Genomic DNA, 24,448 nt, shown 5'->3' with positions numbered 1-24,448 from the left:
CAGCGACCAGAGAGCGGCGACGGCCCGCGGCCTGCGGCCTGGGCGAGTTCAGTCGCGGCATCCTGCGGGTCGCGGACGCCGGCACCCACAATTCGCCGCGACCAAACCACACGGGCGGGCCACGCCCCACCCTCAGCCACAGCCCAGGCGAGTTCAGTCGCGGCATCCTGCGGGTCGCGAATGCCGGCACCCACAATTTGCTGCGACCGAACCACACGGGCCCACCACGCCCCGCCCTCAGCCGCGACCCGGGCGAGTTCGGTCGCGGCAATCTGCGGGTCAGGGGAAGACACACCCACGTTTCGCCGCGACCGAACCAACGCGGCGAAACGGATGCCGCGGCGCGGTCCCCGCCCTGTCGCCAGGGGCCCGCCGGGTCTAGCATGTGGCCGAGCGCAGGCGGCGCGGAAGGCGGGGTGGCGGACCCATGATCGGCTTCGCAAAGATCGTCGCGAAGAGCGAGCCTCACGTGCTCGAGCTGCGGGTGCACGGCGTCAACAACACGGCACCGCAGGATCTGCTCGACCTGCCGAAGGATCAGGTCGAGCTTGCCGCCGGCGACGAACTCGGGTCGTTCTGGCGACCGACGGCCGCGGCATCGGGCCCCTCGACCCGTCCGCGGGGTGCGATCCCGCCCGGCATCGTGCGCGAGGCGTACTCGTGGGGCGGGATGGTGCGGACGACGCCCGGCGTCGGCGGCACCGGCGTCGCGGGCAAGATCCTCGCCGTCATCGCGCGCATCGGCTACGCGCTGCTGCTCCCGTTCGCGCTCGCCAACACCGTGCAGTGGGTGCGGCGGCTGAAGCTCCCCGACCCGGAGCAGGTGGCCGTCGACGAAGCGACGGCATCCGCGCTCAGCGAGGCCGCGGCCGGCAAGAACGGCCAGGCCGGCGCCTCCGGAGCACCCGGAGCCCCCGGCGCGACAGCCCCCCGCCCACGCCGCAACGCGATCCCTATGACGGCGCAAGAACGCGCGCTCTCACTGCTCTCCGAGCGCGGCCACCTGCTCGCCGCGGGTGCGACGCGGGTGTTCGGGTTGCTGCTCACGCTCGTATTCACGACGACGGCGGCAACGGTCGGGCTCGGGATCGGCGCCGCGCAGTGCGCCGCCAGATCCACCCTCTGCGGCCCGCTGGCCGGCGTGTTCGCTCCCCTCGAGGACGCGACGCCGGGTCAGCGCTTCGGCCTGCTGGGCCTCGTGCCCGTGGCGGCGATCGTCGTCCTGTGGGGGTTGTCCGCGATCTCCCGTCAGCGCTACGGATCCCGGCCGTCGATGGCCTCGCACACCGAGCGGCCGACCCCGAAAGACCGGCTGGAGCGCGCGCCGCAGGCGTCACGCGCCCTCCTCGGTCAGCGCGGATTCTGGTCCACGCGCGGCTCCCGCGACCTGGCGCGCCTCAACCTCGCGGGCGGACTCCTGCTGTCGGCGGGATTCGTCTCGGTGCACGCCGCGGCATCCGACTGGGGGCGCGACTGGGCCGGATGGCATGTCGCCTGCGCCTGGATCGTGCTCGCCGGCCTCGTCGTGACGGCGGCGCTGACGTTCGCGGTCCCGACCACGACGGTGCTTCCGATCGGCTCGGCCGGCAGCCGCTGGCCGAGCCGCGCCAGCGCCGCGATGCTGATCGCGGCGTGCGCCGTGGCGGCGGCGATCCTGCTCGTGATCGCCTTCGAGCCGTATGCCGGCGAGCCCGCCGACGTGCCGCCGACGCCTCTGACGTGGGCCAACGAGGTGCTGCTCGTCCTCGTCGCGCTCGCCACCGCGATCGCGCTCACGGGATGCGGGTGGCGCCGCGCCGACCGCGCCCGGCGTTCGTACCGGGCGTGGCGAGGCAGGGCGCCGGCCGTCTTCATGATGCTCGCGCTGGCGGTCGCGGTGGGCACGAGCGCCATCGTCGTCGCCACGACGGGCAACGTGCTCAACGGGTCGGCGAGCTCGTCCCAGCTCGTCGACCCGGATGTGGCTCCCGCCCCCGTCACGACCGCGCCCGCGCTCGTCCCGGAGGGCTTCGAGTCGATCGGCCAGGCAGAGATCGTCACGCCGTCCGGCCAGGCAGACGGCGCGACACTGGTGGTGCCGACTCCCGTCGATCCGCGACCGGTGTCGCTCCAGGTCCCCACCGGTTTCCTCGCGCTCGGCACGACGATCCTCGCCGGGGGCCTTGCCGCACTGCTGATCCTGGGGCTGTTCCTCCTCCCCCGTCGAGACGTGTCGCCGCGCGCCGCCCGATGGCAGCAGACCTGGAAGCCCGGAGAGCCCCGGGTCGGTCCTTTCGCCGAACTGGACTCGGACGACGGCGTCCTGCCGCTCGACCCGGTCGACCTCTACGCCCAGATCACCTCGACGCGCGCGGCCGCCGCCCGGTTCCACCTGGTCGAGCCCGTCCTGGGCATGCTGTCGGTCTTCTTCGGGCTCGCCATCGTCCTCGGCATCGTCTGGACGATCGCCGGCAGCGGCGCGTTCGGTGCTCCCGGAGCGTTCCCGGCGAGGCTGTGGCCGGTCGAGAACGGCCTCGCACCCGGAGCGATGCACCGCATCCTCGACATCGCCATCGCGGCGCTCTCGTTCGCCGGCCTCGCCCTCGTCGCGGCGCTCGCGGCGGATGTCCAGCGTCCCCTGGGGATCGTGTGGGACGTCGTGTGCTACCTGCCGCGCACCGGCCAGCCGTTCGGGCCGCCGTGCTACGCGGAGCGGGCCGTCCCCGAGATCGCCGGAAGGATGTATGCCTGGCTCAACGATCGCGACAACGACCCGCGCCGGCGGCGCACGGTCGTGCTCGCCGCCCACAGCATGGGCGCCGTGCTCAGCGTGTCGGCGCTGGCCCTGCTCGCGAGCACCGGCAAGGGCGACGAGCTGCTCGGCCGCATCCGGCTGCTGACGTTCGGCGTCCAGTTGCGCGCGTACTTCGGCCGCGTGCTGCCGGAACTGCTCGGCCCCGAGGTTCTCGGCATCCAGTCATGCCTCGCGCCGCGGCTGCGCAGTCGCGACCCGTGGCAGGCGGATGCCGATGCCGCACCGGCCGCGGACGATACGGCATCCGGAACCCTCACGGGAACCCTGCTGCCGGAGCCGGGCGTGCCGTGGCGGAGCCTCTGGCGCCTGACCGACTACCTCGGGTTCCCCGCGCGGGCACCGCGCGAGAACCCGGTCGACCGCTACGCGCAGGAGCTCGACCTCACGGGGTACATGATCGCCATCGGCACGCACGGCGACTACTACCGCAGCCGGGCCTACGAGACCGCGCTGCTCGAACTGCGCGACCTGAACCCGCGCGATATGAACTGAGCCGCGTACGGGGTCAGTGGTGCGTGGCCTGCTCGGCGCGCAGGCGGGCGAGCACCTGGTCGCGCAGCTCGTCGGGCGCGGTCTCTTTGCAGGCGCGCGCGATGACGGTGGTGAGCGTCGTCGCGACGAGCACCTCGTCCTGGCACTCCGGGCAGTTCTCCAGGTGCGCGCGGATGTCGGAGTGCTCGGTGCGACACATCTCGTGCCGCAGGTACTCTTCGAGGTCTTTGCGCGCCTTGTCGCAGCCGCAGTCGGTCATTTCTTGCTCCTCGAAGCGAGGGCGGATGCCGGCACGTCGATGCCGCGCTCTCTCGCATAGTCGGCCAGCTGCTCACGCAGCATCCGCCTGCCACGGTGCAGGCGACTCATGACCGTTCCGATCGGGGTCTTCATGATGTCGGCGATCTCCTGGTACGCGAATCCCTCGACGTCGGCGAGGTAGACGGCCAGGCGGAAGTCTTCGGGCAGCGCCTGCAGCGCGTCTTTGACGACGGATGCCGGCATGTGGTCGATCGCCTCGGCCTCGGCCGAGCGCGAGCTCGTCGCCGTCGTGGACTCGGCGCCGCCGAGCTGCCAGTCCTCCAGGTCGTCGATCGTCCCCTGATAGGGCTCACGCTGCTTCTTGCGGTACGTGTTGATGTACGTGTTCGTGAGGATGCGGTACAGCCACGCCTTGAGGTTCGTCCCCTGTGTGAACGAGGCCCACGACGCGAACGCCTTGACGAACGTCTCCTGCACGAGGTCGGCGGCATCGGCGGGGTTGCGGGTCATCCGCATCGCGGCGGCGTACAGCTGGTCCATGAACGGCAGCGCCTGCTGCTCGAACTGGGTGCGCGCATCCTGCGGGGTCTGCGGCTCGGGGTCCGCCTGCTCGTCCATCACGCGCCAGTCTACGGGGGCGAGCCCGCCCGGCCGAGGGGGCGCCAGGGTCACGGTCACAAGACTCCTCTGCTGATGGCGATGCCCGCGCGTGCGCGGCGGATGCCGCACGGCGAGCGTGTCGCACGGGTTCGTTAGGGTAGAACCCGATGACCACGACCGGCTATTCCCTCACCGATCCGGCCACGGGCCCCACGCCGTGGCCGGCGCCGCACGCGACCAGCGCCGTGCAGGCGACCGTCGCGGTGCCCGGTTCGAAGTCGCTGACGAACCGCAAGCTCGTGCTCGCCGCGATCGCCGACGGCCCGAGCACGCTGGCCGCTCCGCTGCACTCCGACGACTCGGCCCGCATGATCGGCGCACTGCGCGCGCTCGGCGCCGAGATCGACGAGGTGCCCGGCACGGGGGCGTTCGGACCCGACCTGCACGTGACTCCCCCGGCATCCTTCCGCGGCGACGTCGTCATCGACTGCGGCCAGGCGGGCACGGTCATGCGCTTCATCGCGCCGTTGGCGGGCCTCGCGACCGGCGACGTGACGCTCACGGCGCACGAGAGCGCGCTGCACCGCCCGATGGGCGAGATGATCAAGGCGTTGCGCGACCTCGGCGTCGACATCGACGACGGCGGTCACTGGGCGCTGCCGTTCACGGTGCGCGGCCACGGCCACATCCGCGGCGGCGAGGTCACGATCGACGCCAGCAGGTCGAGCCAGTTCGTGTCCGGGCTGCTGCTGGCAGCTCCCCGCTTCGACGTCGGGCTGCACCTCATCCACTCCGGCGAGCGCCTGCCGTCGGTGCCGCACATCGACATGACGGTCGAGACGCTGGCGCGGCGCGGCATCCATGTCGAGCATCCGTCGCCGAACGAATGGGTCGTGCCGGCCGGCACGCCGCGCGGGCGCGACGCGGCGATCGAGCCCGACCTGTCCAACGCGGCGCCGTTCCTCGCGGCCGCCCTGCTGACGCACGGGACGGTCACGGTGCCGGCGTGGCCGGCCAGTTCCACCCAGCCCGGCGCGCTGCTGCCGGAGATCCTGTCGCTTCTCGGCGCCCGCGTCTCCCGGCGCGGCGGCGCCCTCACCGTCGCGGGCGGCGCGCAGATCGCCGGCGTCGACCTCGACCTCACGGCCGCGAGCGAGCTCGCGCCGACGCTGTTCGCCCTCGCCGCCTTCGCCGACGCTCCGACGGTGCTGCACGGCATCGGGCACATCCGCGGGCACGAGACCGACCGCATCGACGCCCTCGTCGGCAACCTGCGGGCGCTCGGCGGCGACGCCCGGGAGCTGCCCGACGGCATCCACATCACGCCGGCGCCGCTGCACGGCGGACTGTGGCGCGCCCACCACGACCACCGCATCGCGACGGCCGGGGTCCTCATCGGCCTGCGCGTGCCCGGCGTCGAGGTCGACGACATCGGCACGACCGCGAAGACCATGCCCGAGTTCCCCGCCCTGTGGCAGGGGATGCTGGGGCAGGGGATGCTCGACCCGGCTCCATCCGGCGGCGCGAGCCGCGGATGAGCTGGCTGGACGACCTCGACGACGACGAACCGGAGTTCGACGAGTCCGACGTCCGGGTGCGCCCCAACCCCAAGGCGAACCGGCCGCGCACCAAGCGTCGCCCCGCCCACGCCGACGCGCAGCTCGCCCGCGTGCTCGGCGTCGACCGCGGCCGCTACACCGTCCTCGTCGACGAGGACGGCCCGGGCGAGCGGCAGGTGCTCGCCACCCGCGCGCGCGAGGCGCGCCGCCGCCCCGACGCCGACGGCGACCCCGCTCAGGAGCTGCGCAAGCAGCCCATCGTCACGGGCGACCGGGCGCGGGTCGTGGGCGACACGAGCGGCGTCGAGGGCACCCTCGCGCGGATCGTCGGCATCGAGGAGCGCACGTCGCTGCTGCGCCGCAGCGCCGACGACACCGACCAGGTCGAGCGCGTCATCGTCGCGGGCGCCGACCAGATGCTCGTCGTCGTCGCGGCCGCCGACCCCGAGCCCCGGCCGCGGCTGGTCGATCGGTATCTCATCGCCGCGCTGGATGCCGGCATCCATCCCCTGCTCGTGGTCACCAAGACCGACCTCGCCGACCCGGCGCCCTTCCTCGCGCACTTCGAGGGGCTCGACGACCTGGAGGTGTTCACGAGCAGCCGCGGGCAGATGCCCGTCGACGAGATCGGGGCGCGGCTGGCGGGACACTCGACGGTGTTCGTCGGGCACTCCGGCGTCGGCAAGTCGACGCTCGTGAACGCGCTCGTGCCGACGGCCGACCGCGCCACCGGGCACGTCAACGAGGTCACCGGGCGCGGGCGCCATACGTCCAGCTCGACGGTGTCGCTGCGCTACGAGGGGCCGGCCGGGCGCGGCTGGGTCATCGACACCCCGGGGGTGCGCTCGTTCGGCCTCGGGCACGTCGACCCGGCCAACATCCTGCGCGCCTTCAGCGACCTCGCCGTCGTGGCCGAGGAGTGCCCGCGCGGGTGCACGCACCTGCCCGACGCCCCGGACTGCGCGATCGTCGAGGCCGTCGCCGCGGGCGAGCTCGGCGAGCGCGGCGCCGCCCGCCTCGACTCGCTGCAGCGCCTGCTCGCGACGTTCGCGTAACCCGCCGGGGAGACACGTAGGGTGGGAGGATGCCGCACCTGGAAATCGGAGACACCGCCCCCGCCTTCACCCTCGTCGATCAGGACGAGCGACCGGTATCGCTGAGCGACCTGCGCGGCGCACCGGCCATCGTCTTCTTCTACCCGGCGGCGATGACGCCGGGGTGCACGAAGGAGGCGTGCGACTTCCGCGACAGCCTCGCCCCGCTGCAGGCGGCCGGGTATGCCGTGGTCGGCATCTCGCGCGACGAGCCGGCGAAGCTGCGGGCCTTCCGCGAGCGCGACGCGCTGACCTACCCGCTCCTCAGCGACCCCGACCACGCCGTGCACGACGCCTACGGCGCGTGGGGCGAGAAGATGAACTACGGCAAGCTCATCGAGGGCGTCATCCGCTCGACGTTCGTGCTCGATGCCGATGGCGTCGTGACCCACGCGCTGTACAACATCACGGCGACCGGTCACGTCGCCCGGCTGCGCAAACTCCTCGGCGTCGGCTGATCAGGGATGCCGCGGCTCACTCGCGCCGCTGCGCGGCGCGGCGGGTGACGACGACGAGCACGACCAGCCCGGCGATGGCGGGCACCGCCAGCAGGAGCGCCGTCGCCGGCGACGGCGTCGGCCCGGTGGCGGCGCCGAACGCCACGGCGAGCAGCAGCAGCTGCGCCACCACCCCGCCCGAACGCCCCCACGACTGTCCCCGCGCGACGGCGACGGCGAACGCGGCCAGCGCCACCGCGCCGATCGTGGTGAGCACGATCAACGCGAGCGAGCTCACCGCGTCGTCGGTGTCGCCCCCGGCGAGGGCGACGACCTCCCAGCCCGCGACGACGAACAGCGCCAGCGCCTCGACCGCGAGGATCGCCGCGGCCCAGCGCTGGGCGGCAGGGCCGGGGACGCTCGTCGGCATGCTTCCCTCTCGTTCGGCGACGGCCGCTGCGCGCCCGTCGGATACAGGCGATGCACAGCAACTCGAACAGGAAATCCCGTGTTCACCCTTGATTCATCGGAATGCACATGGGACGATTGATTCATTCGTGTGCTCCCACAGCGAGGTGGGGCGAGCGCTCGCTCGCACACCCACCAGGGTAGTCGATGCTCCGCGTCGCACCCACCCGAACGTTTCATCCCGCATCAAGGAGCACCACACTATGGATTGGCGCGACAAGGCCGCCTGCCTCACCGTCGACCCCGAACTGTTCTTCCCGGTAGGGAACACCGGTCCCGCCGTGGACCAGATCGAGAAGGCGAAGTCGGTGTGCGCCCGCTGCACCGTCACCGAGATCTGCCTGCAGTACGCGCTGGAGACCGGTCAGGACTCGGGCGTGTGGGGCGGCCTGTCCGAAGACGAGCGCCGCGCCCTCAAGCGCCGCGCCGCGCGCGCCCGCCGCGCCGGTTGACGCCGAGCACCCTCAGTCCTCCGGCCGGGTTCCGTCCTCCATCGGGCCGAGGTAACGCATCGGGATCTCGATCGTCACCTCGGTGCCCGAGCCGACCTGCGTGTGCCAGTCGATCGTTCCGCTGAGCTCGCCCTGAATGAGGGTGCGCACGATCTGGGTGCCCAGCCCCCGGCCCACCTGGCCTTCCGGCAGGCCGACGCCCGTGTCGCGCACGCGGACCTCGAGGTGTTCGTCGGTGCGGGAGGCGTAGATCTCGACGTCGCCCTCCCGGTCGGCGAGGCCGTGCTCGACGGCATTCGTCACGAGTTCGGTGAGGGCGAGCGCGAGCGGCGTGGCGTACTCGCTGGGCAGCGTCCCGAACGTGCCCGTCTTGACCGTGCGCGCGCGGGTGCTCGGCGATGCGGCCACCTCGGCGATGAGCTTGAGCACCCGGTCGAACACGTCGTCGAAGTCGACGTTCTGGGCCAGCCCCTGCGAAAGGGTGTCGTGCACGACGGCGATGGCCGACACGCGCCGCATGGCGTGCGTCAGGGCGTCGCGCGCCTCGTCGGAGTGCGTGCGGCGCGACTGGATGCGCAGGAGCGAGGCGACGGTCTGCAGGTTGTTCTTCACCCGGTGGTGGATCTCGCGGATCGTCGCATCCTTGGTGATGAGCTCCTGCTCCTGGTGGCGGATCTCGGTGACGTCGCGGCAGAGCACGATCGCGCCGATCCGGGTGCCGTGGTCTTTCAGCGGGATCGTCCGCAGTGACACCGTGACCCCGCGCGCCTCGACGTCGGCACGCCACGGTGCGCGCCCCGCCATGACGATCGGCAGCGACTCGTCGAACTGCCGCTTCGCCGGCAGGATGCCGGTGGCCACCTCCAGCAGCGACTCGCCCTCCAACTCGTCGTCGAAGCCGAGCCGGTTGAACGCCGACAGCGCGTTGGGGCTCGCGAAGGTCGTGACGCCGTCGACGTCGATGCGGATGAGCCCGTCCGACGCGCGCGGAGCGCCGCGGCGCGGCGAGGTCGGCGCCGACAGATCGGGATAGTCGGCCGACGCGATCATGCCGAACAGGTCGTCGGCGCAGTCGTTGAAGGTGATCTGCTGCCGCGACGGCGTCCGCGCCTCGCCGAGGTTGGTGTGCCGGGTGAGCACGCCAACGACGACCGGCGGCTCGTCGCCGACGGCGAGCCGGCGCACGATCGGCACCGCGCGCACGCGGGTGGGCGTCTCCTCGAACCAGTCCGGCGACGCGGAATCGATGATGAGCACCCGGGTGAACGCCTCGCGCACCTGCGTGCGCCACTGCGGCCGCACGAGGTCGCCCACGATGTCGCGGTAGAACAGCGTCGCCGCCCCGGACGGCCGCGTGTGCGCGACGGCGATGAACGAATCATCGGCCGTCGGCACCCACACCACGATGTCGGCGAAGGCGAGGTCGGCCAGCAGCTGACCGTCGCCGGCGAGCCGATGCAGCCACTCGACATCGGCCGCCGTGGCACGGCCCTGGGCATAGACGAGATCGCTGAGCGTCGACACCCTCCCAGCCTATGGGTGCGCACGCGCCGTCGCCGCCCCGCCGGCTGTCGTCCGGGCCACCGGCTTCTGTGCACGTGAGTCCTGGCGGCTCGTCCGCCGCGTGGCGGCTCGCGGGGTGCGCGGTGCCGTGCGGGCGGCGGGCGGCTCGATCGCCGCGCCGACGAACCGGCGCATCGCCCCGGCGAGCGCCGACCGGCCGGCGATGTGGGCGATCGGCTGCGCCGCGAGCATGGCGGCATCGGTCGCCTTCGGATCCCACGGCACGAACCACTGATCCCGGATGCCGGCGTAGCGCTCGATCGCGCGCCGCACCTGGCCACGGGCATCCATCCCCAGCGCGGACGCACGGGACTTGTTCACGAGCACCCGCACGGGCGTGGCTCCGACGGCCGCACGCAGCTCGGCGTGGGCGCGGACGAACCGCGACACCCCCACGGGGTCGGCCGCCACGACGGCGACCACGAGGTCGGCGGCGCCCAGGACGCCGAGCGTGGCGGCGTTGCGGCGCGGGCCGTCGAGATCGCTCACGATCTCCTCGTCGCGCTCCAGGGATGCCGCGACATCCACGACGACGTCGTCGACCCAGTCGCGGCAGCGTTCCAGCGCCGCCGTGACCCGCGCGCCGGTCAGCTCGGGCCACCGGCCGGGACGGTTGAGGCCGGTCAGCACCTCGACGGTGCCGAGCGGGACCGCGATGCGGGCGAGCTCCGCGACGGTGAGCGTGCCGCGTTCGGCCTGGCGGCACGCGGCGGCGAACCCCGGTCCCTCGTCGGCGAGCCCGGTCATCAGCGCGATCGACGGCGCGTGCGCGTCGGCGTCGACGAGGGCCACGCGGCGCCCGTCGCGGGCCAGCTCGCACGCCAGCTCGATCGCGACCGTCGTGCGGCCGGGCGACCCGGCCGCACCCCACACGGCGATGACCCGGCCCCGGGGCTGCGCCGCCGCCGGCGCCGCCCGCGGTGCGACGACCTGTGTCACGGCCTCGTCGGCCGTGGATGCCGCGAGCCCGAACATCGCGGCGAGCCGCTCGTCGGCGTCGCCGTCGCAGACCGCGACGATCCGCACGCCGAACCGGTCGCACGCCGTCACCACCTGCGCGGTGAGGGTGTGCCGTGCGACAGCGAGCACGACGACGTCGGCGCGGGCGAGCTCACCCAGCAGCACGGCCGCGCTGACGTCCCCGTGCCCCGTCATCGTGTCGGCGACGGCGTCGGCCGGGGCATCCGCCGTCACCGTCACGGGCACCTCGACGCCCTCGGCCCGCAGCGCCTCGGCCAGGCGGCGCCCCGCCGCGCCGTCGACCGCGACGATCGCCCTCACGGCGTCACCGCCGTCGTGGGCACGATCGACAGACTCGAGCCGTCGGCGATCGCCGTGAGCGCGGCGGAGACGTCGGCGCGGGCGATGACCAGTTCGACCGCGGTGCCCGACGAGCCGAGCATCGACTCGTCGCGTGCGACGGAGACGACCACGGCGGAGGCGACGAGGATGCGCGGCGTGTCGTAGACGCCGCGTTCGCGTAGCGCGGCGGCCCACACCTCCACCGTCGCGCCCGCACCCACCGCCGCCGGGATCTCGGTCGCACTGTGCAGCACGACCGTCGTCGTGCGCACCGAGGTCGCCGCCCCCAGGGCGTCGGCCGGCACGAGCTCCCCGGCCGCGATCGTGCGCGTCGCGACGGCGCCCGGGGCGAGGGTCGCCGGCGTCGCGTACGCCTCCTCCACCTGGCCGAGGGCGACCTCGACGACGCGCAGGTCGGCGGCATCCACCACCTCTCCGGGGACGATCGTGCGCGTCGCGGCGAAGACCGGCGCCGTCTGCCGCGCGGCGGCCACGACGAACCAGACGCCGGCGATCGACACGACGATGAGGGCGATGCCCAGGAGGAAGCGGGCATCGGCCCAGAAGGCGCGGGGGCGCGGACGCGCAAGATCGCTCATGCCCACATCGTGGCCGATCTCGCGGCTCGCCGTGCGAGTTATCCACAGGTCGGCGTGGACCGTGTCGTCGTCCGTCACGGACGCGCATAATGGCCTCATGCCCGATTCCACCGCCTCCGACGCGCGCCTGCTGACGCCCGCCCAGGTCGCGGAGATGCTGCAGCTTCCCGTGGACGAGATCATCGCGCTCGTCCTGGACGGACGGCTGCGCGGGGTCAAGGCCGGGTCGCCGGCGCGGTGGCGCATCGAGGCGGATTCGGTCGCTGGATACCTCGACGACCAGGCGGAGGAGGCCCGGCGCATCGCCCTGTGGCACGAGTCCAACGCCGCGAGCTTCCCCGAGCTGTGGGGGCGCGGTCCGGTGCGCAACCCGGACTGACCCTCGCCCGCGGATGATCCGGCCGCGGAAGGCCGCGGAAGGTCAGGGCAGCTCGGTCGGCGCGTCGATCCGCACCGCGGCGAGCGCGGCGAACGGCACCACCCGGTATCCGCTGACGCTGCCGGCGCGGCGCGGCACCCCCGCCTCGTGGAGGGCGAGGTCGAAATGATCCGCGCCGGCGCGGTCGAGCGTGCCGCCCAGGATGCGTCCCGAGGTCAACCGCACCGTCACCGGCACGCGCCGACGGACGAGGTCGCGCAGCACGAAGCCGAGGCTCATCCGCTGCCCGAGGGGGCTGCCCGCGGCGGCATCCCGCACACTCGCGAGCATGTCCGGGGCGGCGAGCGTCGCCGCCGCGACGGCCGTCAGCGGCACGATCCACATCGTCTTGGCGCGCCGCGCCGCCTCGCCCGGGCAGGCGACGGCGAGCCAGTCGGGACCGACGCGGGAGAGGATGCCGGCGAGCACCGTCCCGTCGGCGAGCTCGAACGACGCCTCGTGCTCCCCCGCCGCCTCCGCGACGGCGACCAGTCGGTCGTGCAGCGGGATGCGCGACTGACGCAGCCGTTCGGCCTCGGTGTCCAGCGCCGCCCGCTCGGCCTCCCACTCGGAGTCGAGCTGATCCTCCAGGTCTTCGAAGAAGCGATCCCAGCGCACGGCGAGAGCGTACGCGACCGGCGCGGGGCCGCGTGCGGGTTTTCCACAGGCCCGCCGTTCGCGCGACGAGCTTTCCACATGTTGGAGGATTCTCATCCCACCGCGTACGCGGCTGTGCTGTACTCAACCCACAGCGCGACCCGAGTCACCGATCCGCAATGCAAGGAGGTCCGCACGATGGCTCCCCCCTCGGCCGGCAGCGGGCAGGCCTCAGCCCGTCGCACCACGGCGCTCGACGTCGAGGAGTACTTCGCCCCGCAGCGCACACCGAGCGACGACCTTCCCCAGCCCGAACCGCTGATGAAGAATCTGACGCTCGGCGTGCTGGAGGTGCTCGCGGGCGTGCGCGAGGTCGACCAGCTGGCGCGCTGGCTTGGCGAAGACGCGTTCCGCGTGCTCGTGACCCGGGCCAACCTGTCGGCGCGGGCGCGCAACGCGCGCGGCGTCCTTCCGACCCGCCCGGCCTATCGCATCCTCTCCACCCACTGCTTCTCCCCCGCGGACGGGGTCGTCGAAGGCGTCGTCATCGCCTCCGGCCCCGCCCGCACCCGGGCCATCGCGATGCGGCTCGAGGGCTGGGACGGGCGCTGGCGCGCCACCAGCGTCGGGCTGCTCTAGCTACTGCCGGTACGACGACAGGAAGTTGCCGAGTCGCTCGATGGCCTCGGTCAGCACGCGCGCCTCGGGCAGGGTCACGATGCGGAAGTGGTCGGGGGTCGGCCAGTTGAAGCCGGTGCCCTGCACGAGCAGCACGTGCTCGGCGACGAGGAAGTCGTAGACGAACTTCGCGTCGTCGCGGATCTCGTGCACCTCGGGATCGAGCCGGGGGAAGGCGTACAGCGCGCCCTGCGGCTTCGTGCACACGACGCCGGGGATCGCGGTCAGGGCGTCGTAGGCGGCATCCCGCTGCTCGTGCAGCCGGCCCGTCGGCGCGATGAGCGCGTCGATCGACTGCACGCCCGACAGGGCCGCCTGCACGGCGTGCTGGGCGGGGACGTTCGGGCACAGGCGCGTCGAGGCGAGCACCTGGATGCCCTCCAGGAACCCCGCGGCGTGCTTCTTCGGGCCGGTGATCACCATCCAGCCGGAGCGGAAGCCGGCGACCCGGTAGGTCTTCGACAGCCCGTTGAAGGTGAGGCAGAGCAGGTCGGGAGCCAGGGTCGCGAGCGGAATGTGCACCGCGTCGTCGAACAGGATGCGGTCGTAGATCTCGTCCGAGAGCAGCAGCAGCGAGTTCTCCCGCGCGATCTGCACGATGCCCTCGAGCGTCTCACGGTCGTAGACGGCGCCGGTGGGATTGTTCGGGTTGATGACGACGATGGCCTTCGTGGCCGGCGTCACCTTCCCCCGGATGTCGTCGAGGTCGGGCTGCCAGCCGTGCTCGCTGTCGCAGTGGTAGTGCACCGAGGTGCCGCCGGCGAGGCTCGTCATCGCCGTCCACAGCGGGTAGTCGGGCGAGGGGACGAGCACTTCGTCGCCGGTGTCCAGCAGCGCCTGCATCGTCATCGTGATGAGCTCGGACACGCCGTTGCCGAGGTAGACGTCGTCGGGGTCGAAGGCCGGAAAACCGGGCTCCTCCTCGTACCGCGACACCACGGCGCGGCGTGCCGACATGATGCCGCGGCTGTCGCTGTACCCGTGCGCCGTGGGGATCGCCTCGATCATGTCGCGCACGATCTGGTACGGCGCCTCGAACCCGAACGTCGCCGGGTTGCCGGTGTTGAGCTTGAGGATGCGATGCCCGTCGGCCTCGAGCCGATCGGCCTCGACGAGCGCGGCCCCGCGGATCTCGTAGAGGACGTCTTTGAGTTTCGACGACTGATCCAGGATGCGCGGGCTCATCGGAACAGGATATCCCCGTGCCGTGGCCGCCTCGCCCGGAGGCCGCATGCCAATCGCCCCGCCGTGGCCCGCGGCCGGGGCGGCATCCGTCCGCCGCACCAGAACAGGAGATCGTTCGGCAACAGGACGGATGCCGGGGATTTCGGCCTGTTCTCGCACGTTCTCCTGTTCTCGTCGACCGCTCCGGTGAAGCCGTGTCGATGGCGCAGACGCTAGGCGAACGCCCGCAGCACGGCCGCGCCCGCACGGGCGAACACGGGGATGCGCTCCAGCGGCGCCTCGACCGTGACGGTCGTGCCGCCGGCGACGATCGCGCCGGTCCAGACGTCGACCCAGTCGCCCGCGTCCGACGCCGGAAGCAGCACCCGCCGCGAGGTCGCGCCGGGCTCCAGGATGGGCGCGACGAGCAGGTCGTCCCCCAGCATCCATTCGATCCCCGTGCCCTCCAGCGCGGGGTCGCCGAGCAGCTCGGGCTGTGCGAAGAACAGCGGCCGCAGGAGCGGGCGGTCGGTCGCGAGGGTGACGCGCGCCTGCGCCGCGAGGTAGGGCAGCAGGCGTTCCCGCAGCTGCACGAAACGGCGCGTGACCTCCAGCACCCGGTCGTCGCCGGTGCGTTCGGCGATGTTCCACGGGGTGCGGTCGCGTGACGGCGTGCGATGGTGGTTGAACTCGGAGTGGTACTGCATGATCGGCACGAACACCGACGCCTGCATCGCGCGGATGTACAGCTCGGCATCCGGGATCTCGCCGGAGAACCCGGCGATGTCCCAGCCCCAGTAGACGATCCCGCTGGATGCCGCCGACAGCCCCGCGTTCATCGACCACCGGAACGCGTCCCACGTGGAGTTCTCGTCGCCGGCCCAGAACGCGCCGTGCGCCTGCGATCCGGCGAACCCGGCGCGGCTGAACGTGACCGGCGCCTTGCCGGCCGAGGCCAGCAGCTCGCCGTAGGCGGCCGCGTACGCGACGGGGAACGTGTTGTTCTTCTCGTCGCCGCGGCGCCCGTCGAGGTACTCCAGCTCGGCGCCCCACGCGTGCTCGCCGCCGTCGGTCTTGAAGCCGTCGACGCCGATCTCCTCGACCAGGTAGCGGCGCTTCTCGGTCCACCAGGCGGCGGCGCGCGCGTCGGTGAGGTCGGGCATGAGAGCCAGCGGGAACCACCAGCCGCGGTTGCGGTAGGGGCGCAGGCCACCCCGCGGGTCGGGCTCACGGATGAGGACGTCGGCGGCGACGGCGGCACGCGCGTCGGCGGCGAGCTGACCCGACGGATGCGGCCGCATCTTCAGCAGCGGGATCTGCCACAGGTGCAGCTTGACGCCGCGCCGGTGCAGCTCGTCGGCCATGCCCTTGGGGTCGGGCCAGGCGCCGTCGGCCGGGAAGGTGAAGTCGGCGAGCCGGTGCGGCGCGCCGTCTTCGGTGACCTCGTACCGGGCGTCGCGGAACGCCGTGAACGTCGACTCGTCGCTCCACGCCTCGATCACGACCGATCCGACCGGGATGTCGTGCGCGGCGTGCAGGTCGATCTGCCGCATGACCTCGGCCTGCGTGTTCCATTCGTTGCCGCTGGCCCACAGGCGGAACACCCAGTCGGGCAGCTCGGTCGCGCGCCCGACGCGGTCGAGGAACGCGCCGAGCACCTCGGTGGGCGTGCCGTCGAACAGGCGCACGTCGAGGCGGCCATCCGGGCCGGTCTCGGCCTCGATCCCCAGGCGGCCGGGTCGACGCGCGCCGAGGTCGAACCACACGCGGCGGGTCGTGTCGACGTGGAACCCCCAGCCCGCCCCGCCAACGACGTGCGCGAACGGCATCGGCAGATAGGTCTTGCGCTCCGCGCCCTGGCTCTTGTACTGCTCGAACACGACGGCGTCCAGCTCGGTGCCGGTCTGGTCGAGCCGGTCATAGCGCTCCCCGAAACCGGCGACGCGCTCCCGGGGTGCCAGCGGCAGCGCGAAGCGCACGCGCCACGCGCGCCGCCCGTCGTGCAGCTGCTCGACGGAGCCCGGGAGGATGCGCGGGGCGCCGTGCTCGCTCACGGCATCGGGCGCCGGCATCCAGGCGGCGGCGCGGAACGAGAAGGAGCGCGTGCGCTCGATACGGCCGTCGTCGCGCACGCCGGTGAAGCGGTAGGTGTATGTGCCGCCGGCGCGCAGCGCGGGCGTCTCGGCCTGCCAGCCGCCCGCGGCCCGCGCCAGCCTGCTCGCGGCCGAGGCCAGGTGGCCGCCGTCGGTGACCCGCCCGCGCGAAGTGGAGGCCACGCGCTGCAGCGTGAGGTCGACCTGATCGGCGGGCGCCCCGTCGTCGGGCGCGAAGACGAGCACGGCGGCGACCGCGGTGATGCGCGCGTCGGCGCGCACGCCGAGCACGGTGGTGCTGCCCGCCTCGGGGATCACCGGCCAGCGCTGCTCGGTGTCGACCGAGTAGGGGTGGCCGGAGCCGGCGGGACGGTGACGGATCATCGGGCGGAATCCTCTGCGTGATCGGGGGTGAAGGCGGATGCGTCGGCGTCACGGGTCAGCGACGCGGGGTCGAGGCGGCCGAGGCCGAGCCCCAGTCGCAGCAGCATGGCGTGGCTCCACAGCAGCGGCGTCGCGACCGGACCCCACCGATCGACCCACCTCTGACGCATGCCCGGAGCGATGAGGTGCTCCCCCACCTGCTCGGGCAGGTCTCCGCCGGCGGTCGCGGTGCCGACGGCCCATTCGTACAGCGCCGTCGCGGCGTCGCGGTCGCCCGCCGCGAGGTGCGCGAGGCCGAGGAAGCAGCTGAGCAGCGGCCACTGCCCGCCCCCGAAGAACGTGTCGCCGAGGTAGCGGTGCACGCCGCCGCCGACGTTCAGGTGGGCGTCGAGCACGGCGATGGTGCTGCGGCCGACGCCGCCGGCGGCGTCCACGAAACCCAGCGGGGCGATCGCGGCGGCGAGACTCCCGTCGACGCCGGTGCTGCCGAGCCACTTCGCGAGGTGCCCGTCGACGAGGCCGCGCTCGTCGATCAGGGCACGGATGCGGTCGACCGTGACCGAGATGCGCGCGGCGCGCGGCGCCGATACCCGCGGTGCGACGGCTTCGAGCCCCGCTCCGATGCAGGCGAGGGTCGACACGTGCACGTGGGCGGCGTGCTCCTCCCACCAGTCGTAGCAGGGGCGGTCCCACGAGGCCAGCAGGTAGTCGACCGTGAGGTCGACCGCCGGCTGCCAGCGCGCGAGGTCGCCGCCGTGGCGGCCCGCGTGCGCCACGAGAGCCCACAGCCAGGTGCCGTACCCGTCGAGCTGGAAGTCCCACCAGTCGTCGTCGCCGTCGCCGCCCGTGAAGGTGAAGCGCGCCGGAAGCATGCGTTCACCGGCGGGGGGCCGACCCGCCTCGGTCTCGGCGACGATCCACCGGATGTGATCGCCCCGCCGCTGAAGCACGCGGGCGCACCAGTCGAAGAACCGCTCCGCCGACTCTGCGCAGCCCGCCGCCGAGACGGCGTCGGCGATGAACGCGCCGTCGCGGAACCAGCAGTACCCGCGGTAGGCGGAGAACGTGGGGCTCGCCGGATACGCCCCCTCGGGGGTCTGGAACGCGAGCATCAGCCGGAGACTGTGGCGGGCGAGCGCCTGCTCGGAATCGATGGGGAAGGGCACAGAGGGATCCTTCACGACAGGAGTGGTCGTGTCCGCGGCGACGGGCGCATGGCGGGGTACGGGGGAATTCGCCGCCGCGGACACGAGTGCGGGTGGTTACTGCAGCAGCCCGTCGACGGTCGTCGCGAGGGCCGGAATCGCGTCGTCGACGGTCGCCCGGCCGGCGGCGATCTCTCCGAGCGCGTTGCCGACGGCATCCTGGATCTGCGTCGCGTTCGCACCCAGCTGGGGGGCGACGGCGACATGCTCGAGCGAGTCGAAGACGGCGATGCGGTTCGCGGGCGGCGTCTTGTCGAGGTACGGCGCCAGGAGCGACTCGTCGCTGATGGCGGGCAGCTCCCAGCCGGCGTTGAGGCGCACGTCCACCATCTCCTTCGAGCTGGTCAGGAACGCGGCCCACTTCTGCGCCGCCTCCTGGTGCTTCGAGGCGGCGGAGACCACGACGGCGTTCGAGAACGTGGCGCTGGCCTTCTGCACGTCGCCGGGCTCGACGGCGATGTCCCACCCGAACGGCAGGTCGCCGACGAGGCTGATCATCCAGATGCCCGTGTGCCACATGGCGAGCTTGCCGTCCTTGAACAGGTTGGTGTCGAAGTCGGCCGTGCCCGCGCCGTCGGCGGCCGTGGGCATGACGGTGCCGGACTTGCCGGCGAGCCACTCGGCCGCCGCCTTGCCCGCGTCGGAGTCGATCGCCGAGGCGGTGCCGTCGGCCGCGATCACGTCGCCGCCGGCCTGCTGCACCGCCTTGTAGTACTCGTAGTACGAGATGGGCTGGTAGTCGCCCCAGACCCCGGCATCCTTGTCGGTCAGCTTCTGCGCCGCCGCCTGCTCGTCCGCCCACGTCCAGTCCGAGGTCGGGTAGTCGACCCCGGCCGCGTCGAACAGATCCTTGTTGTAGAACAGCACGACGTTCGAGAACGAGGTCGGCAGCCCGTACTGCGCACCGTCGACGGCGTAGCCCTCGAGCACGCCCTGCCGGTAGGCGGACGCGTCGTAGTCCGTGAACGGGGCGAGCACGCCGGACGCCTGGATGTTGGCGAACGCGCCGGCATCGACGTCGAACACGTCGGCCTGCGTGCTGGCCGCGAGATCGGTCTGCAGCTGCGTGAAGTAGTCGCCGTAGGCGCTCGTGGTGACGTCGACCGTGATGCCGGGGTTCGCGGCCTCGAACGCATCGACGATCGTCTGCAGGTTGTCTTCGTTGCCGCCGTTCGAGATGAAGTTGGCGTAGGTGATGGTGACCGGCTCGTCGCTCGCGGCGGGCTCGGCCGTGCCGGCTGAGCAGCCGGTCACCGCGATCAGCGCGGCGGCGGCGACGGCGGCGGCGACGGCGCCGGCCGCCAGGTGCTTGCTGTGCATGGGGATCTCCTTCGATTCGGGTGGGTGGTACGGAGTGAGCCGGCTATTTCAGGCCGGCCCCGGCGACGCCCTGAACGATGTATTTCTGGGCGAAGACGTAGAGAGCGAACATGGGCAGGATGCTGATGACCGAGCCCGCCATGAGCACGTCCCACTGGGTCGAGTACTGACCCTGCAGGCTCGTGAGGGCGACCGGCAGCGTCTGCATCAGCGGGTCGCGCAGGATGATGAGGGGCCACAGGAAGCTGTTCCACGTGTTCAGGAACGCGAAGACGGCGAGCGTGGCCAGCGCGGGGCGGACGAGGGGCAGCACGATCTGGAAGAAGATCCGGAAGTGCCCCGCGCCGTCGAGGGTCGCCGCCTGGTCGAGGTCGTAGGGGACGGTCGTGATGGCCTGCCGCAGCAGGAACACGCCGAACGCCGTCGCGATCGTGGGCAGGATCGCGCCCGCGTAGGTGTTGATCAGCCCCAGCGTCTTCATCTCGGCGAACAGCGGCACGATCAACACCTGGAAGGGGATCATCATGGTCGCGAGATACACGACGAACAGGGCGCCGCGCCCGGGGAACGGCATCCGCGCGAACACGTAGGCGGCCATCGCGCTCGTCGCCAGTTGCAGCAGGGTGCTGACGACGGCGATGAGGAGGGAATTGACGATGACGCGCGCGAACGGCACGCGCTGGAACAGCTCCAGGTAGGGCGAGAGCGAGGCGTCGTCGGGGATCAGCTGCGGCGTCGACGTGAGCGTTGCGCCGGGGGTGATCGAGGTCACGACCGTCCAGACGAACGGGAACACCATGATCAGCGCGCCGACGGCCAGGACGACGTACAGGAGGACGCGGCGCATCGCGAGGCTACTCATAGTTCACCCACCGCTTCTGCCCGTAGAACTGCACGAGGGTCACGAGCATGATCACCAGGAACAGCAGCCACGAGAGGGCGGATGCCATCCCCGCCTGGCCGTACCGGAACGTGAGGTCGTACACCTGCTGCACGACGACCTGGCTGGAGTTGTTCGGGCCGCCTCCGGTCATGACGTAGACCTGGTCGAACACCTGGAAGCCGTTGATGAGCGACAGCACGATCACGAAGAACGTGGACGGCGACAGCATCGGCAGCGTCACGCTGAACAGGCGCCGCCACCAGCCGGCGCCGTCGAGAGCGGCGGCCTCGTACAGGTCGGGGTTGATCGACTGCAGGCCCGCCAGCAGGATCACCATGACGAATCCGAGATCCTTCCACGCCGAGGCGAGGATGATCGACGGCATCGACCACGCCGGGTCGGACCACCAGCCCGGGCCGGCGATGCCGAACCACGCCAGCACCGTGTTCACGACGCCGTTGCTCGGGCTGAGCAGCCAGCGCCACACGAGCGCCACGACGACCCAGCTGGTGATCACCGGCAGGAAGTACATGCCGCGCAGGAGCGCCCGTCCGCGCAGCCTGGCGTTCAGCGCGAGCGCGAGGGCGAGGCCGCCGACGTAGACGATCGGAAGATAACCGACGATGTAGTACACGGTGTGCCCGAAGGCGTCGCGCGTCGCCGCGTCGGTGAGCAGGTGCGCGTAGTTGTCGAACCCGACCCACGTCATCGTGCCGATGAGGTTCCAGGAGTGCAGGCTCGTCCACGCGGCCGAGATCATCGGGGCGAGGACGAACGCGACGAGCGGGACGAGGCTCGGCAGCAGGAACACCGCGACCGTCAGCGCGTAGCGTGCCCGACGGCGGCCGGGCGTGCCGCGACGGGGGATGCCGGGAGCCGAGGGCGTCGACGTCGCAGCCGGCCGGGCGGACAGGGCCGTGGTCATGACCGGCCGTCGATCGCCGCGACGAGCCGCTCGCGCACGAGCCGCCCCTGGTCTCCCGCGACGCCCTGCGCGTCGAACGGCGTCGCCAGCACGAGGGCGGCGGCGCCCTGCGCCCAGCGGTCGTCGTCCCAGCGCTCGACCTCGACCGCGATGCCGCGCTTGCCGGGGACCAGGGCGCTGCGCAGAGCCCGGTCGAAGGCGGCCGCCCAGTGCGTCCACGCGGCGACGCCCTCGCCGAGCAGCACGACGGCCTCGGGGTCGAGCAGGTTGACCGCTCCGGCGAGCGCCCGGCCGAGCTGATGACCGGCGTGCGCGAAGATCTCTCGCGCCTCGGCGTCGCCCCCGTCGGCGAGGGCACGGACGGCGTCGATGCCCTCGTCGGGGCCGATGAGCCGGATCGAGCGGGCGTCGTTGACGAGCGCGTTCTGGCCGATGATGGCCTCGAGGCAGCCGCGGTTGCCGCACTGGCACAGCGGGCCGTCCTCGCGCACCGGGACATGCCCGAGGTCGCCGGCGCCGCCGGCGCGACCTCGTACGATCGCCCCGTCGGCGATCAGCCCGGCGCCCACGCCGTTGCCGACCGTGACGACGAGGACGTTCTTGAGACCGCGACTGCGCCCGAACAGCTGCTCGGCGACGCTCAGCGCGTTGACGTTGTTCTCCACGACGACCGGCAGGTCGAGCGCGCGACGCAGCTGGTCGCCGAGCGGCACCTGCACCCAGCCGAGCTGCGTCGAGTCGACGACCCCGATGCCCTGCTGCGCGACGTTGCCGGGCAGGCCCACGCCCACCCCGAGCAGTCCCTTGACCGAGCCGGCGGAGATGAACTCCCGCAGCAGGGCGACGAGCGTCGAGGTCGCCAGCGGCGACACGGCGTCGAACGCACGCGTGTCCGTCCGCCGCACGACGCCGTCGATCCCGACCTCGACGAACGCGACGTGGTCGGGGGCGACCTTGACGCCGACGGCGGTGGTGTCGCGCGAGACGAGGCCCAGCATCCGGGCCGGACGCCCGCCGCTGCTGGCGGCATCCAGTTCTTCGATGAGACCGTCCGCGAGCAGATCACGCGTGAGCTGGGTGATGAGCGCCGGCGAGACCTCGAGCGCCCGTGCCAGGTCGGCGCGCGACGCGGGCTGTGCACCGAGATGCGCCAGGATCGCCGTGCGGTTCACGTCGGTCTGCGGTCGCGCGCCTGCCACTCTTCACCTCTTCGTCAGGAGTACTTTGTTCAGGATTGAATAAACCATAAAAGTAACTCCGCGGCGTTGTCAAGCGCGGACGCCGAGGAAGCTCACGGGCCACTCGCATCGGCTCACTTCTGGCAGACTGACGGCGATGTGGATCGGATGGGTCGAGTTCGACCTGCTACTGGGCGACGTGCACTCCCTGAAGGAGAAGCGCGGCATCCTGCGCCCCCTCATCGCCGATCTCAGCCGTCGCACCGAAGCGACTGCCGCCGAGGTCGGCGCGCATGACCTGCATCGGCGCGCCACCGTCGGCGTGAGCGTCGTCGCCTCGCACGCCGGTCACGTGCGCGACGTGCTCGAACGCGCCGAACGCCTGGTCGCCGAGGAGCACCCCGAGGTCACCGTGCTGTCCGCGCGGCCGAGGATCGTCTCCGCCGACGATCTGTGAAGGTGTCCGCGCAAAACGGAAATGGCGCGAATAACGGACGGCAGGGGCCGCCGGCATCCGTTTCTCGCGGCATTTCCGTTTCTGGCGACGATCCGCAAGACAGGAGCTCCGGCCCCTTGTTAGTCAACAAGTCCGGCTATCTGTTAGATAAGATATCCGCTATCTGTTAGTTATTGATACCGCTATCTGTTAGATTTAACGACATGGACGGCTATCGGCAGCGCATCGTCGACCGTACGCTCGATGAGGTGTTCCCGCATTTGGCGGCGATCGCACTCGAGGGAGCCAAGGCCGTCGGAAAGACGGCCACCGCAACCCAGCGCGCCCGAACCGTGCTCTCCATGACGACGGCCCCACAGCGAGCCGCGCTCGCCGGCAACCTCGACCTGGTCACTGCCGTCGACCCACCCGTGCTCGTCGATGAATGGCAACTCGTTCCCGACGTATGGGATCGCGTCCGCGACGCGGTCGATGCCGACCGTTCCGGAGGCCGATTCCTGCTTACGGGTTCGGCATCGCCAGCGCCGGGACTTCGTGTTCATTCGGGCGCCGGCCGGATCGTCAGCCTTCGAATGCGGCCGCTCACGGTCGCCGAACGCGGAATCAGTGATCCGACGGTGTCCGTGCGCGAACTGCTCCGCGGATCCTCGCCGAAGATCTCAGGACACACGAGTCTCGCGGTCGGCGACTATGCCGATGAGATCCTGCGTTCCGGATTCCCCGGCATCCGAGATCTCCCGGAACGGGCGCGGGATCTGCAGCTCGACGGCTACGTTTCGAGAGTCATCGACCGCGAACTACCCGAGAACGGGATGACTGTGCGCCGCCCGGCTGCCCTGCGTGCCTGGCTCGCCGCCTACGCGGCTGCCACGGCGAGCACCGCGAGCTACACCACGCTCTTGGATGCCGCAACCGCGGGGGACGACGACAAGCCCGCACGCCAGACGGTTGCGCAGTACCGCGACTATCTGCAACGGGCCTTCATCCTCGACCCCGTGGAGGCGTGGATGCCGGCTTTCGCTCCATTGAAGCGTCTCGGCGCCAGCCCGAAACACCATCTCGTCGATCCGGCGATCGCCGCACGCCTGGTCGGAGTCGGCAAGCAAGGACTGCTGGTCGGGGAGGGCGCGCCGAACCCCGCCACCGGCACCTGGCTTGGGGCGCTCTTCGAGTCGCTGGTGACGCAGTCGGTGCGGGTATATGCGGAAGCGGCCGACTCCCGGATCGGGCATCTGCGCACGAGGGACGGTGACCACGAGATCGATCTGGTCATCGAGTCGCCCGACCGATCGTGCATCGCGATCGAAGTCAAGCTGTCCGACACCGTTCACGACACAGATGTACGCCACCTGGCATGGCTCCAGCGCGAACTCGGCGATCGCCTGATCGACCGCATCGTCGTCAACACCGGACCGTACGCGTACCGCCGCCCGGACGGCATCGCCGTCGTGCCTCTCGCTCTGCTCGGACCGTAGGCGCCGCAGACTGTCGGTCGCGAAATACGGAAATGCCGCGAGAAACGGAC

23 protein-coding genes are annotated in these 24,448 nt (G+C 71.9%); 9 read left to right on the top strand and 14 right to left on the bottom strand.

From position 1 onward, the window contains the following. Positions 1–427: 427 nt before the first annotated feature. Entirely contained in the window at positions 428–3,286 is a 2,859-nt protein-coding gene (locus QM720_RS08925) for a hypothetical protein (protein ID WP_415125761.1), read from the top strand. Positions 3,287–3,299: 13 nt separating this feature from the next. On the opposite strand, the gene QM720_RS08920 is transcribed toward QM720_RS08925, so the two are convergent. Next, entirely contained in the window at positions 3,300–3,545 is a 246-nt protein-coding gene (locus QM720_RS08920) for a zf-HC2 domain-containing protein (protein WP_415125760.1), read from the bottom strand. Then, on the bottom strand, positions 3,542–4,165 hold the full coding sequence (locus QM720_RS08915) for a sigma-70 family RNA polymerase sigma factor (RefSeq protein WP_415125759.1): 624 nt from the start codon (positions 4,163–4,165) through the stop codon (positions 3,542–3,544). Before QM720_RS08915 ends, QM720_RS08920 begins: the two co-directional genes overlap by 4 nt. Positions 4,166–4,314: 149 nt before the next feature. On the opposite strand from QM720_RS08915, the gene aroA reads away from it, so the two are divergent. Genes aroA through bcp form a run of 3 tightly spaced genes read left to right on the top strand, consistent with a single transcriptional unit; the run spans position 4,315 to position 7,258 of the window. Beyond that, the gene (aroA, locus tag QM720_RS08910; RefSeq protein WP_415125758.1) at positions 4,315–5,685 is read left to right on the top strand and encodes a 3-phosphoshikimate 1-carboxyvinyltransferase; all 1,371 of its coding nucleotides are present in this window, start codon (positions 4,315–4,317) and stop codon (positions 5,683–5,685) included. After that, the gene (rsgA, locus tag QM720_RS08905; RefSeq protein WP_415125757.1) at positions 5,682–6,761 is read left to right on the top strand and encodes a ribosome small subunit-dependent GTPase A; all 1,080 of its coding nucleotides are present in this window, start codon (positions 5,682–5,684) and stop codon (positions 6,759–6,761) included. The genes aroA and rsgA overlap by 4 nt, the downstream gene beginning before the upstream one ends. A 29-nt stretch (positions 6,762–6,790) precedes the next feature. Next, positions 6,791–7,258 carry a thioredoxin-dependent thiol peroxidase gene (bcp, locus tag QM720_RS08900; protein ID WP_415125756.1) on the top strand — a complete coding sequence of 156 codons (468 nt, stop codon included), beginning with the start codon at positions 6,791–6,793 and terminating at the stop codon, positions 7,256–7,258. A gap of 16 nt (positions 7,259–7,274) precedes the next feature. Here bcp and QM720_RS08895 read toward each other — a convergent pair whose 3' ends face one another. Next, positions 7,275–7,667: a histidine kinase gene (locus QM720_RS08895; RefSeq protein ID WP_415125755.1), complete on the bottom strand. Its 393-nt coding sequence runs from the start codon at positions 7,665–7,667 to the stop codon at positions 7,275–7,277. 241 nt (positions 7,668–7,908) lie between these two features. On the opposite strand from QM720_RS08895, the gene QM720_RS08890 reads away from it, so the two are divergent. Further along, positions 7,909–8,157: a WhiB family transcriptional regulator gene (locus QM720_RS08890; protein WP_415125754.1), complete on the top strand. Its 249-nt coding sequence runs from the start codon at positions 7,909–7,911 to the stop codon at positions 8,155–8,157. Positions 8,158–8,169: 12 nt separating this feature from the next. Here QM720_RS08890 and QM720_RS08885 read toward each other — a convergent pair whose 3' ends face one another. The 3 genes from QM720_RS08885 to QM720_RS08875 are packed head-to-tail and all read right to left on the bottom strand — an operon-like array spanning position 8,170 to position 11,699. Then, positions 8,170–9,681 (bottom strand): sensor histidine kinase, encoded by a 1,512-nt coding sequence (locus QM720_RS08885; protein ID WP_415125753.1) that lies wholly within the window; start codon positions 9,679–9,681, stop codon positions 8,170–8,172. 9 nt (positions 9,682–9,690) lie between these two features. Continuing rightward, positions 9,691–11,001, bottom strand: coding sequence for an AAA family ATPase (locus QM720_RS08880; RefSeq protein WP_415125752.1), 1,311 nt, complete (start codon positions 10,999–11,001; stop codon positions 9,691–9,693). Next, entirely contained in the window at positions 10,998–11,699 is a 702-nt protein-coding gene (locus QM720_RS08875; protein ID WP_415125751.1) for an SAF domain-containing protein, read from the bottom strand. The genes QM720_RS08880 and QM720_RS08875 overlap by 4 nt, the downstream gene beginning before the upstream one ends. Before the next feature lie 19 nt (positions 11,700–11,718). Here QM720_RS08875 and QM720_RS08870 point away from each other — a divergent pair, with 19 nt between their 5' ends. Then, entirely contained in the window at positions 11,719–12,000 is a 282-nt protein-coding gene (locus tag QM720_RS08870) for a helix-turn-helix domain-containing protein (protein WP_415125750.1), read from the top strand. A gap of 42 nt (positions 12,001–12,042) precedes the next feature. Here QM720_RS08870 and QM720_RS08865 read toward each other — a convergent pair whose 3' ends face one another. Beyond that, on the bottom strand, positions 12,043–12,657 hold the full coding sequence (locus tag QM720_RS08865) for a hypothetical protein (protein WP_415125749.1): 615 nt from the start codon (positions 12,655–12,657) through the stop codon (positions 12,043–12,045). A gap of 177 nt (positions 12,658–12,834) precedes the next feature. On the opposite strand from QM720_RS08865, the gene QM720_RS08860 reads away from it, so the two are divergent. Next, positions 12,835–13,275 carry an Rv3235 family protein gene (locus tag QM720_RS08860; RefSeq protein WP_415125748.1) on the top strand — a complete coding sequence of 147 codons (441 nt, stop codon included), beginning with the start codon at positions 12,835–12,837 and terminating at the stop codon, positions 13,273–13,275. On the opposite strand, the gene QM720_RS08855 is transcribed toward QM720_RS08860, so the two are convergent. From QM720_RS08855 to QM720_RS08825, 7 genes are all read right to left on the bottom strand, one after another. Further along, entirely contained in the window at positions 13,276–14,499 is a 1,224-nt protein-coding gene (locus tag QM720_RS08855; RefSeq protein ID WP_415125747.1) for a pyridoxal phosphate-dependent aminotransferase, read from the bottom strand. Between the two features lie 212 nt (positions 14,500–14,711). Next, a complete protein-coding gene (locus QM720_RS08850) occupies positions 14,712–16,955 on the bottom strand; it encodes a TIM-barrel domain-containing protein (RefSeq protein WP_415125746.1) in 2,244 nt (747 codons plus the stop codon). Next, positions 16,952–18,121: a glycoside hydrolase family 15 protein gene (locus QM720_RS08845; protein WP_415125745.1), complete on the bottom strand. Its 1,170-nt coding sequence runs from the start codon at positions 18,119–18,121 to the stop codon at positions 16,952–16,954. The genes QM720_RS08850 and QM720_RS08845 overlap by 4 nt, the downstream gene beginning before the upstream one ends. A 96-nt stretch (positions 18,122–18,217) precedes the next feature. Beyond that, positions 18,218–19,480 (bottom strand): ABC transporter substrate-binding protein, encoded by a 1,263-nt coding sequence (locus QM720_RS08840; protein ID WP_415125744.1) that lies wholly within the window; start codon positions 19,478–19,480, stop codon positions 18,218–18,220. Between the two features lie 43 nt (positions 19,481–19,523). Continuing rightward, the gene (locus QM720_RS08835) at positions 19,524–20,342 is read right to left on the bottom strand and encodes a carbohydrate ABC transporter permease (RefSeq protein ID WP_415125743.1); all 819 of its coding nucleotides are present in this window, start codon (positions 20,340–20,342) and stop codon (positions 19,524–19,526) included. Next, a complete protein-coding gene (locus QM720_RS08830; RefSeq protein ID WP_415125742.1) occupies positions 20,335–21,288 on the bottom strand; it encodes a carbohydrate ABC transporter permease in 954 nt (317 codons plus the stop codon). The genes QM720_RS08835 and QM720_RS08830 overlap by 8 nt, the downstream gene beginning before the upstream one ends. After that, a complete protein-coding gene (locus QM720_RS08825; RefSeq protein WP_415125741.1) occupies positions 21,285–22,487 on the bottom strand; it encodes an ROK family protein in 1,203 nt (400 codons plus the stop codon). The genes QM720_RS08830 and QM720_RS08825 overlap by 4 nt, the downstream gene beginning before the upstream one ends. Positions 22,488–22,623: 136 nt before the next feature. Here QM720_RS08825 and QM720_RS08820 point away from each other — a divergent pair, with 136 nt between their 5' ends. After that, on the top strand, positions 22,624–22,923 hold the full coding sequence (locus QM720_RS08820; RefSeq protein WP_415125740.1) for a DUF503 domain-containing protein: 300 nt from the start codon (positions 22,624–22,626) through the stop codon (positions 22,921–22,923). Positions 22,924–23,126: 203 nt separating this feature from the next. After that, the gene (locus tag QM720_RS08815) at positions 23,127–24,398 is read left to right on the top strand and encodes an ATP-binding protein (protein ID WP_415125739.1); all 1,272 of its coding nucleotides are present in this window, start codon (positions 23,127–23,129) and stop codon (positions 24,396–24,398) included. Positions 24,399–24,448 lie beyond the last annotated feature (50 nt).

The sequence above is a fragment of the Microbacterium sp. genome (assembly GCF_047602155.1).
In the GTDB taxonomy this organism is placed as follows: Bacteria; Actinomycetota; Actinomycetes; order Actinomycetales; family Microbacteriaceae; genus Microbacterium.
Note: the sequence above shows the minus strand (reverse complement) of the source record. Positions and strands in the feature narration are given on the sequence as shown.

Excerpts from the sequence above, each read along its gene's own strand:
- aroA (WP_415125758.1), top strand. The coding sequence starts at position 4,315 with ATGACCACGACCGGCTATTCCCTCACCGATCCGGCCACGGGCCCCACG.
- QM720_RS08925 (WP_415125761.1), top strand. The coding sequence starts at position 428 with ATGATCGGCTTCGCAAAGATCGTCGCGAAGAGCGAGCCTCACGTGCTC.
- QM720_RS08850 (WP_415125746.1), bottom strand. The coding sequence starts at position 16,955 with ATGATCCGTCACCGTCCCGCCGGCTCCGGCCACCCCTACTCGGTCGAC.
- QM720_RS08840 (WP_415125744.1), bottom strand. The coding sequence starts at position 19,480 with ATGCACAGCAAGCACCTGGCGGCCGGCGCCGTCGCCGCCGCCGTCGCC.
- QM720_RS08830 (WP_415125742.1), bottom strand. The coding sequence starts at position 21,288 with ATGACCACGGCCCTGTCCGCCCGGCCGGCTGCGACGTCGACGCCCTCG.
- QM720_RS08890 (WP_415125754.1), top strand. The coding sequence starts at position 7,909 with ATGGATTGGCGCGACAAGGCCGCCTGCCTCACCGTCGACCCCGAACTG.
- bcp (WP_415125756.1), top strand. The coding sequence starts at position 6,791 with ATGCCGCACCTGGAAATCGGAGACACCGCCCCCGCCTTCACCCTCGTC.
- QM720_RS08895 (WP_415125755.1), bottom strand. The coding sequence starts at position 7,667 with ATGCCGACGAGCGTCCCCGGCCCTGCCGCCCAGCGCTGGGCCGCGGCG.
- QM720_RS08920 (WP_415125760.1), bottom strand. The coding sequence starts at position 3,545 with ATGACCGACTGCGGCTGCGACAAGGCGCGCAAAGACCTCGAAGAGTAC.
- QM720_RS08870 (WP_415125750.1), top strand. The coding sequence starts at position 11,719 with ATGCCCGATTCCACCGCCTCCGACGCGCGCCTGCTGACGCCCGCCCAG.
- QM720_RS08820 (WP_415125740.1), top strand. The coding sequence starts at position 22,624 with ATGTGGATCGGATGGGTCGAGTTCGACCTGCTACTGGGCGACGTGCAC.
- rsgA (WP_415125757.1), top strand. The coding sequence starts at position 5,682 with ATGAGCTGGCTGGACGACCTCGACGACGACGAACCGGAGTTCGACGAG.
- QM720_RS08815 (WP_415125739.1), top strand. The coding sequence starts at position 23,127 with ATGGACGGCTATCGGCAGCGCATCGTCGACCGTACGCTCGATGAGGTG.
- QM720_RS08855 (WP_415125747.1), bottom strand. The coding sequence starts at position 14,499 with ATGAGCCCGCGCATCCTGGATCAGTCGTCGAAACTCAAAGACGTCCTC.
- QM720_RS08835 (WP_415125743.1), bottom strand. The coding sequence starts at position 20,342 with ATGAGTAGCCTCGCGATGCGCCGCGTCCTCCTGTACGTCGTCCTGGCC.
- QM720_RS08915 (WP_415125759.1), bottom strand. The coding sequence starts at position 4,165 with ATGGACGAGCAGGCGGACCCCGAGCCGCAGACCCCGCAGGATGCGCGC.
- QM720_RS08860 (WP_415125748.1), top strand. The coding sequence starts at position 12,835 with ATGGCTCCCCCCTCGGCCGGCAGCGGGCAGGCCTCAGCCCGTCGCACC.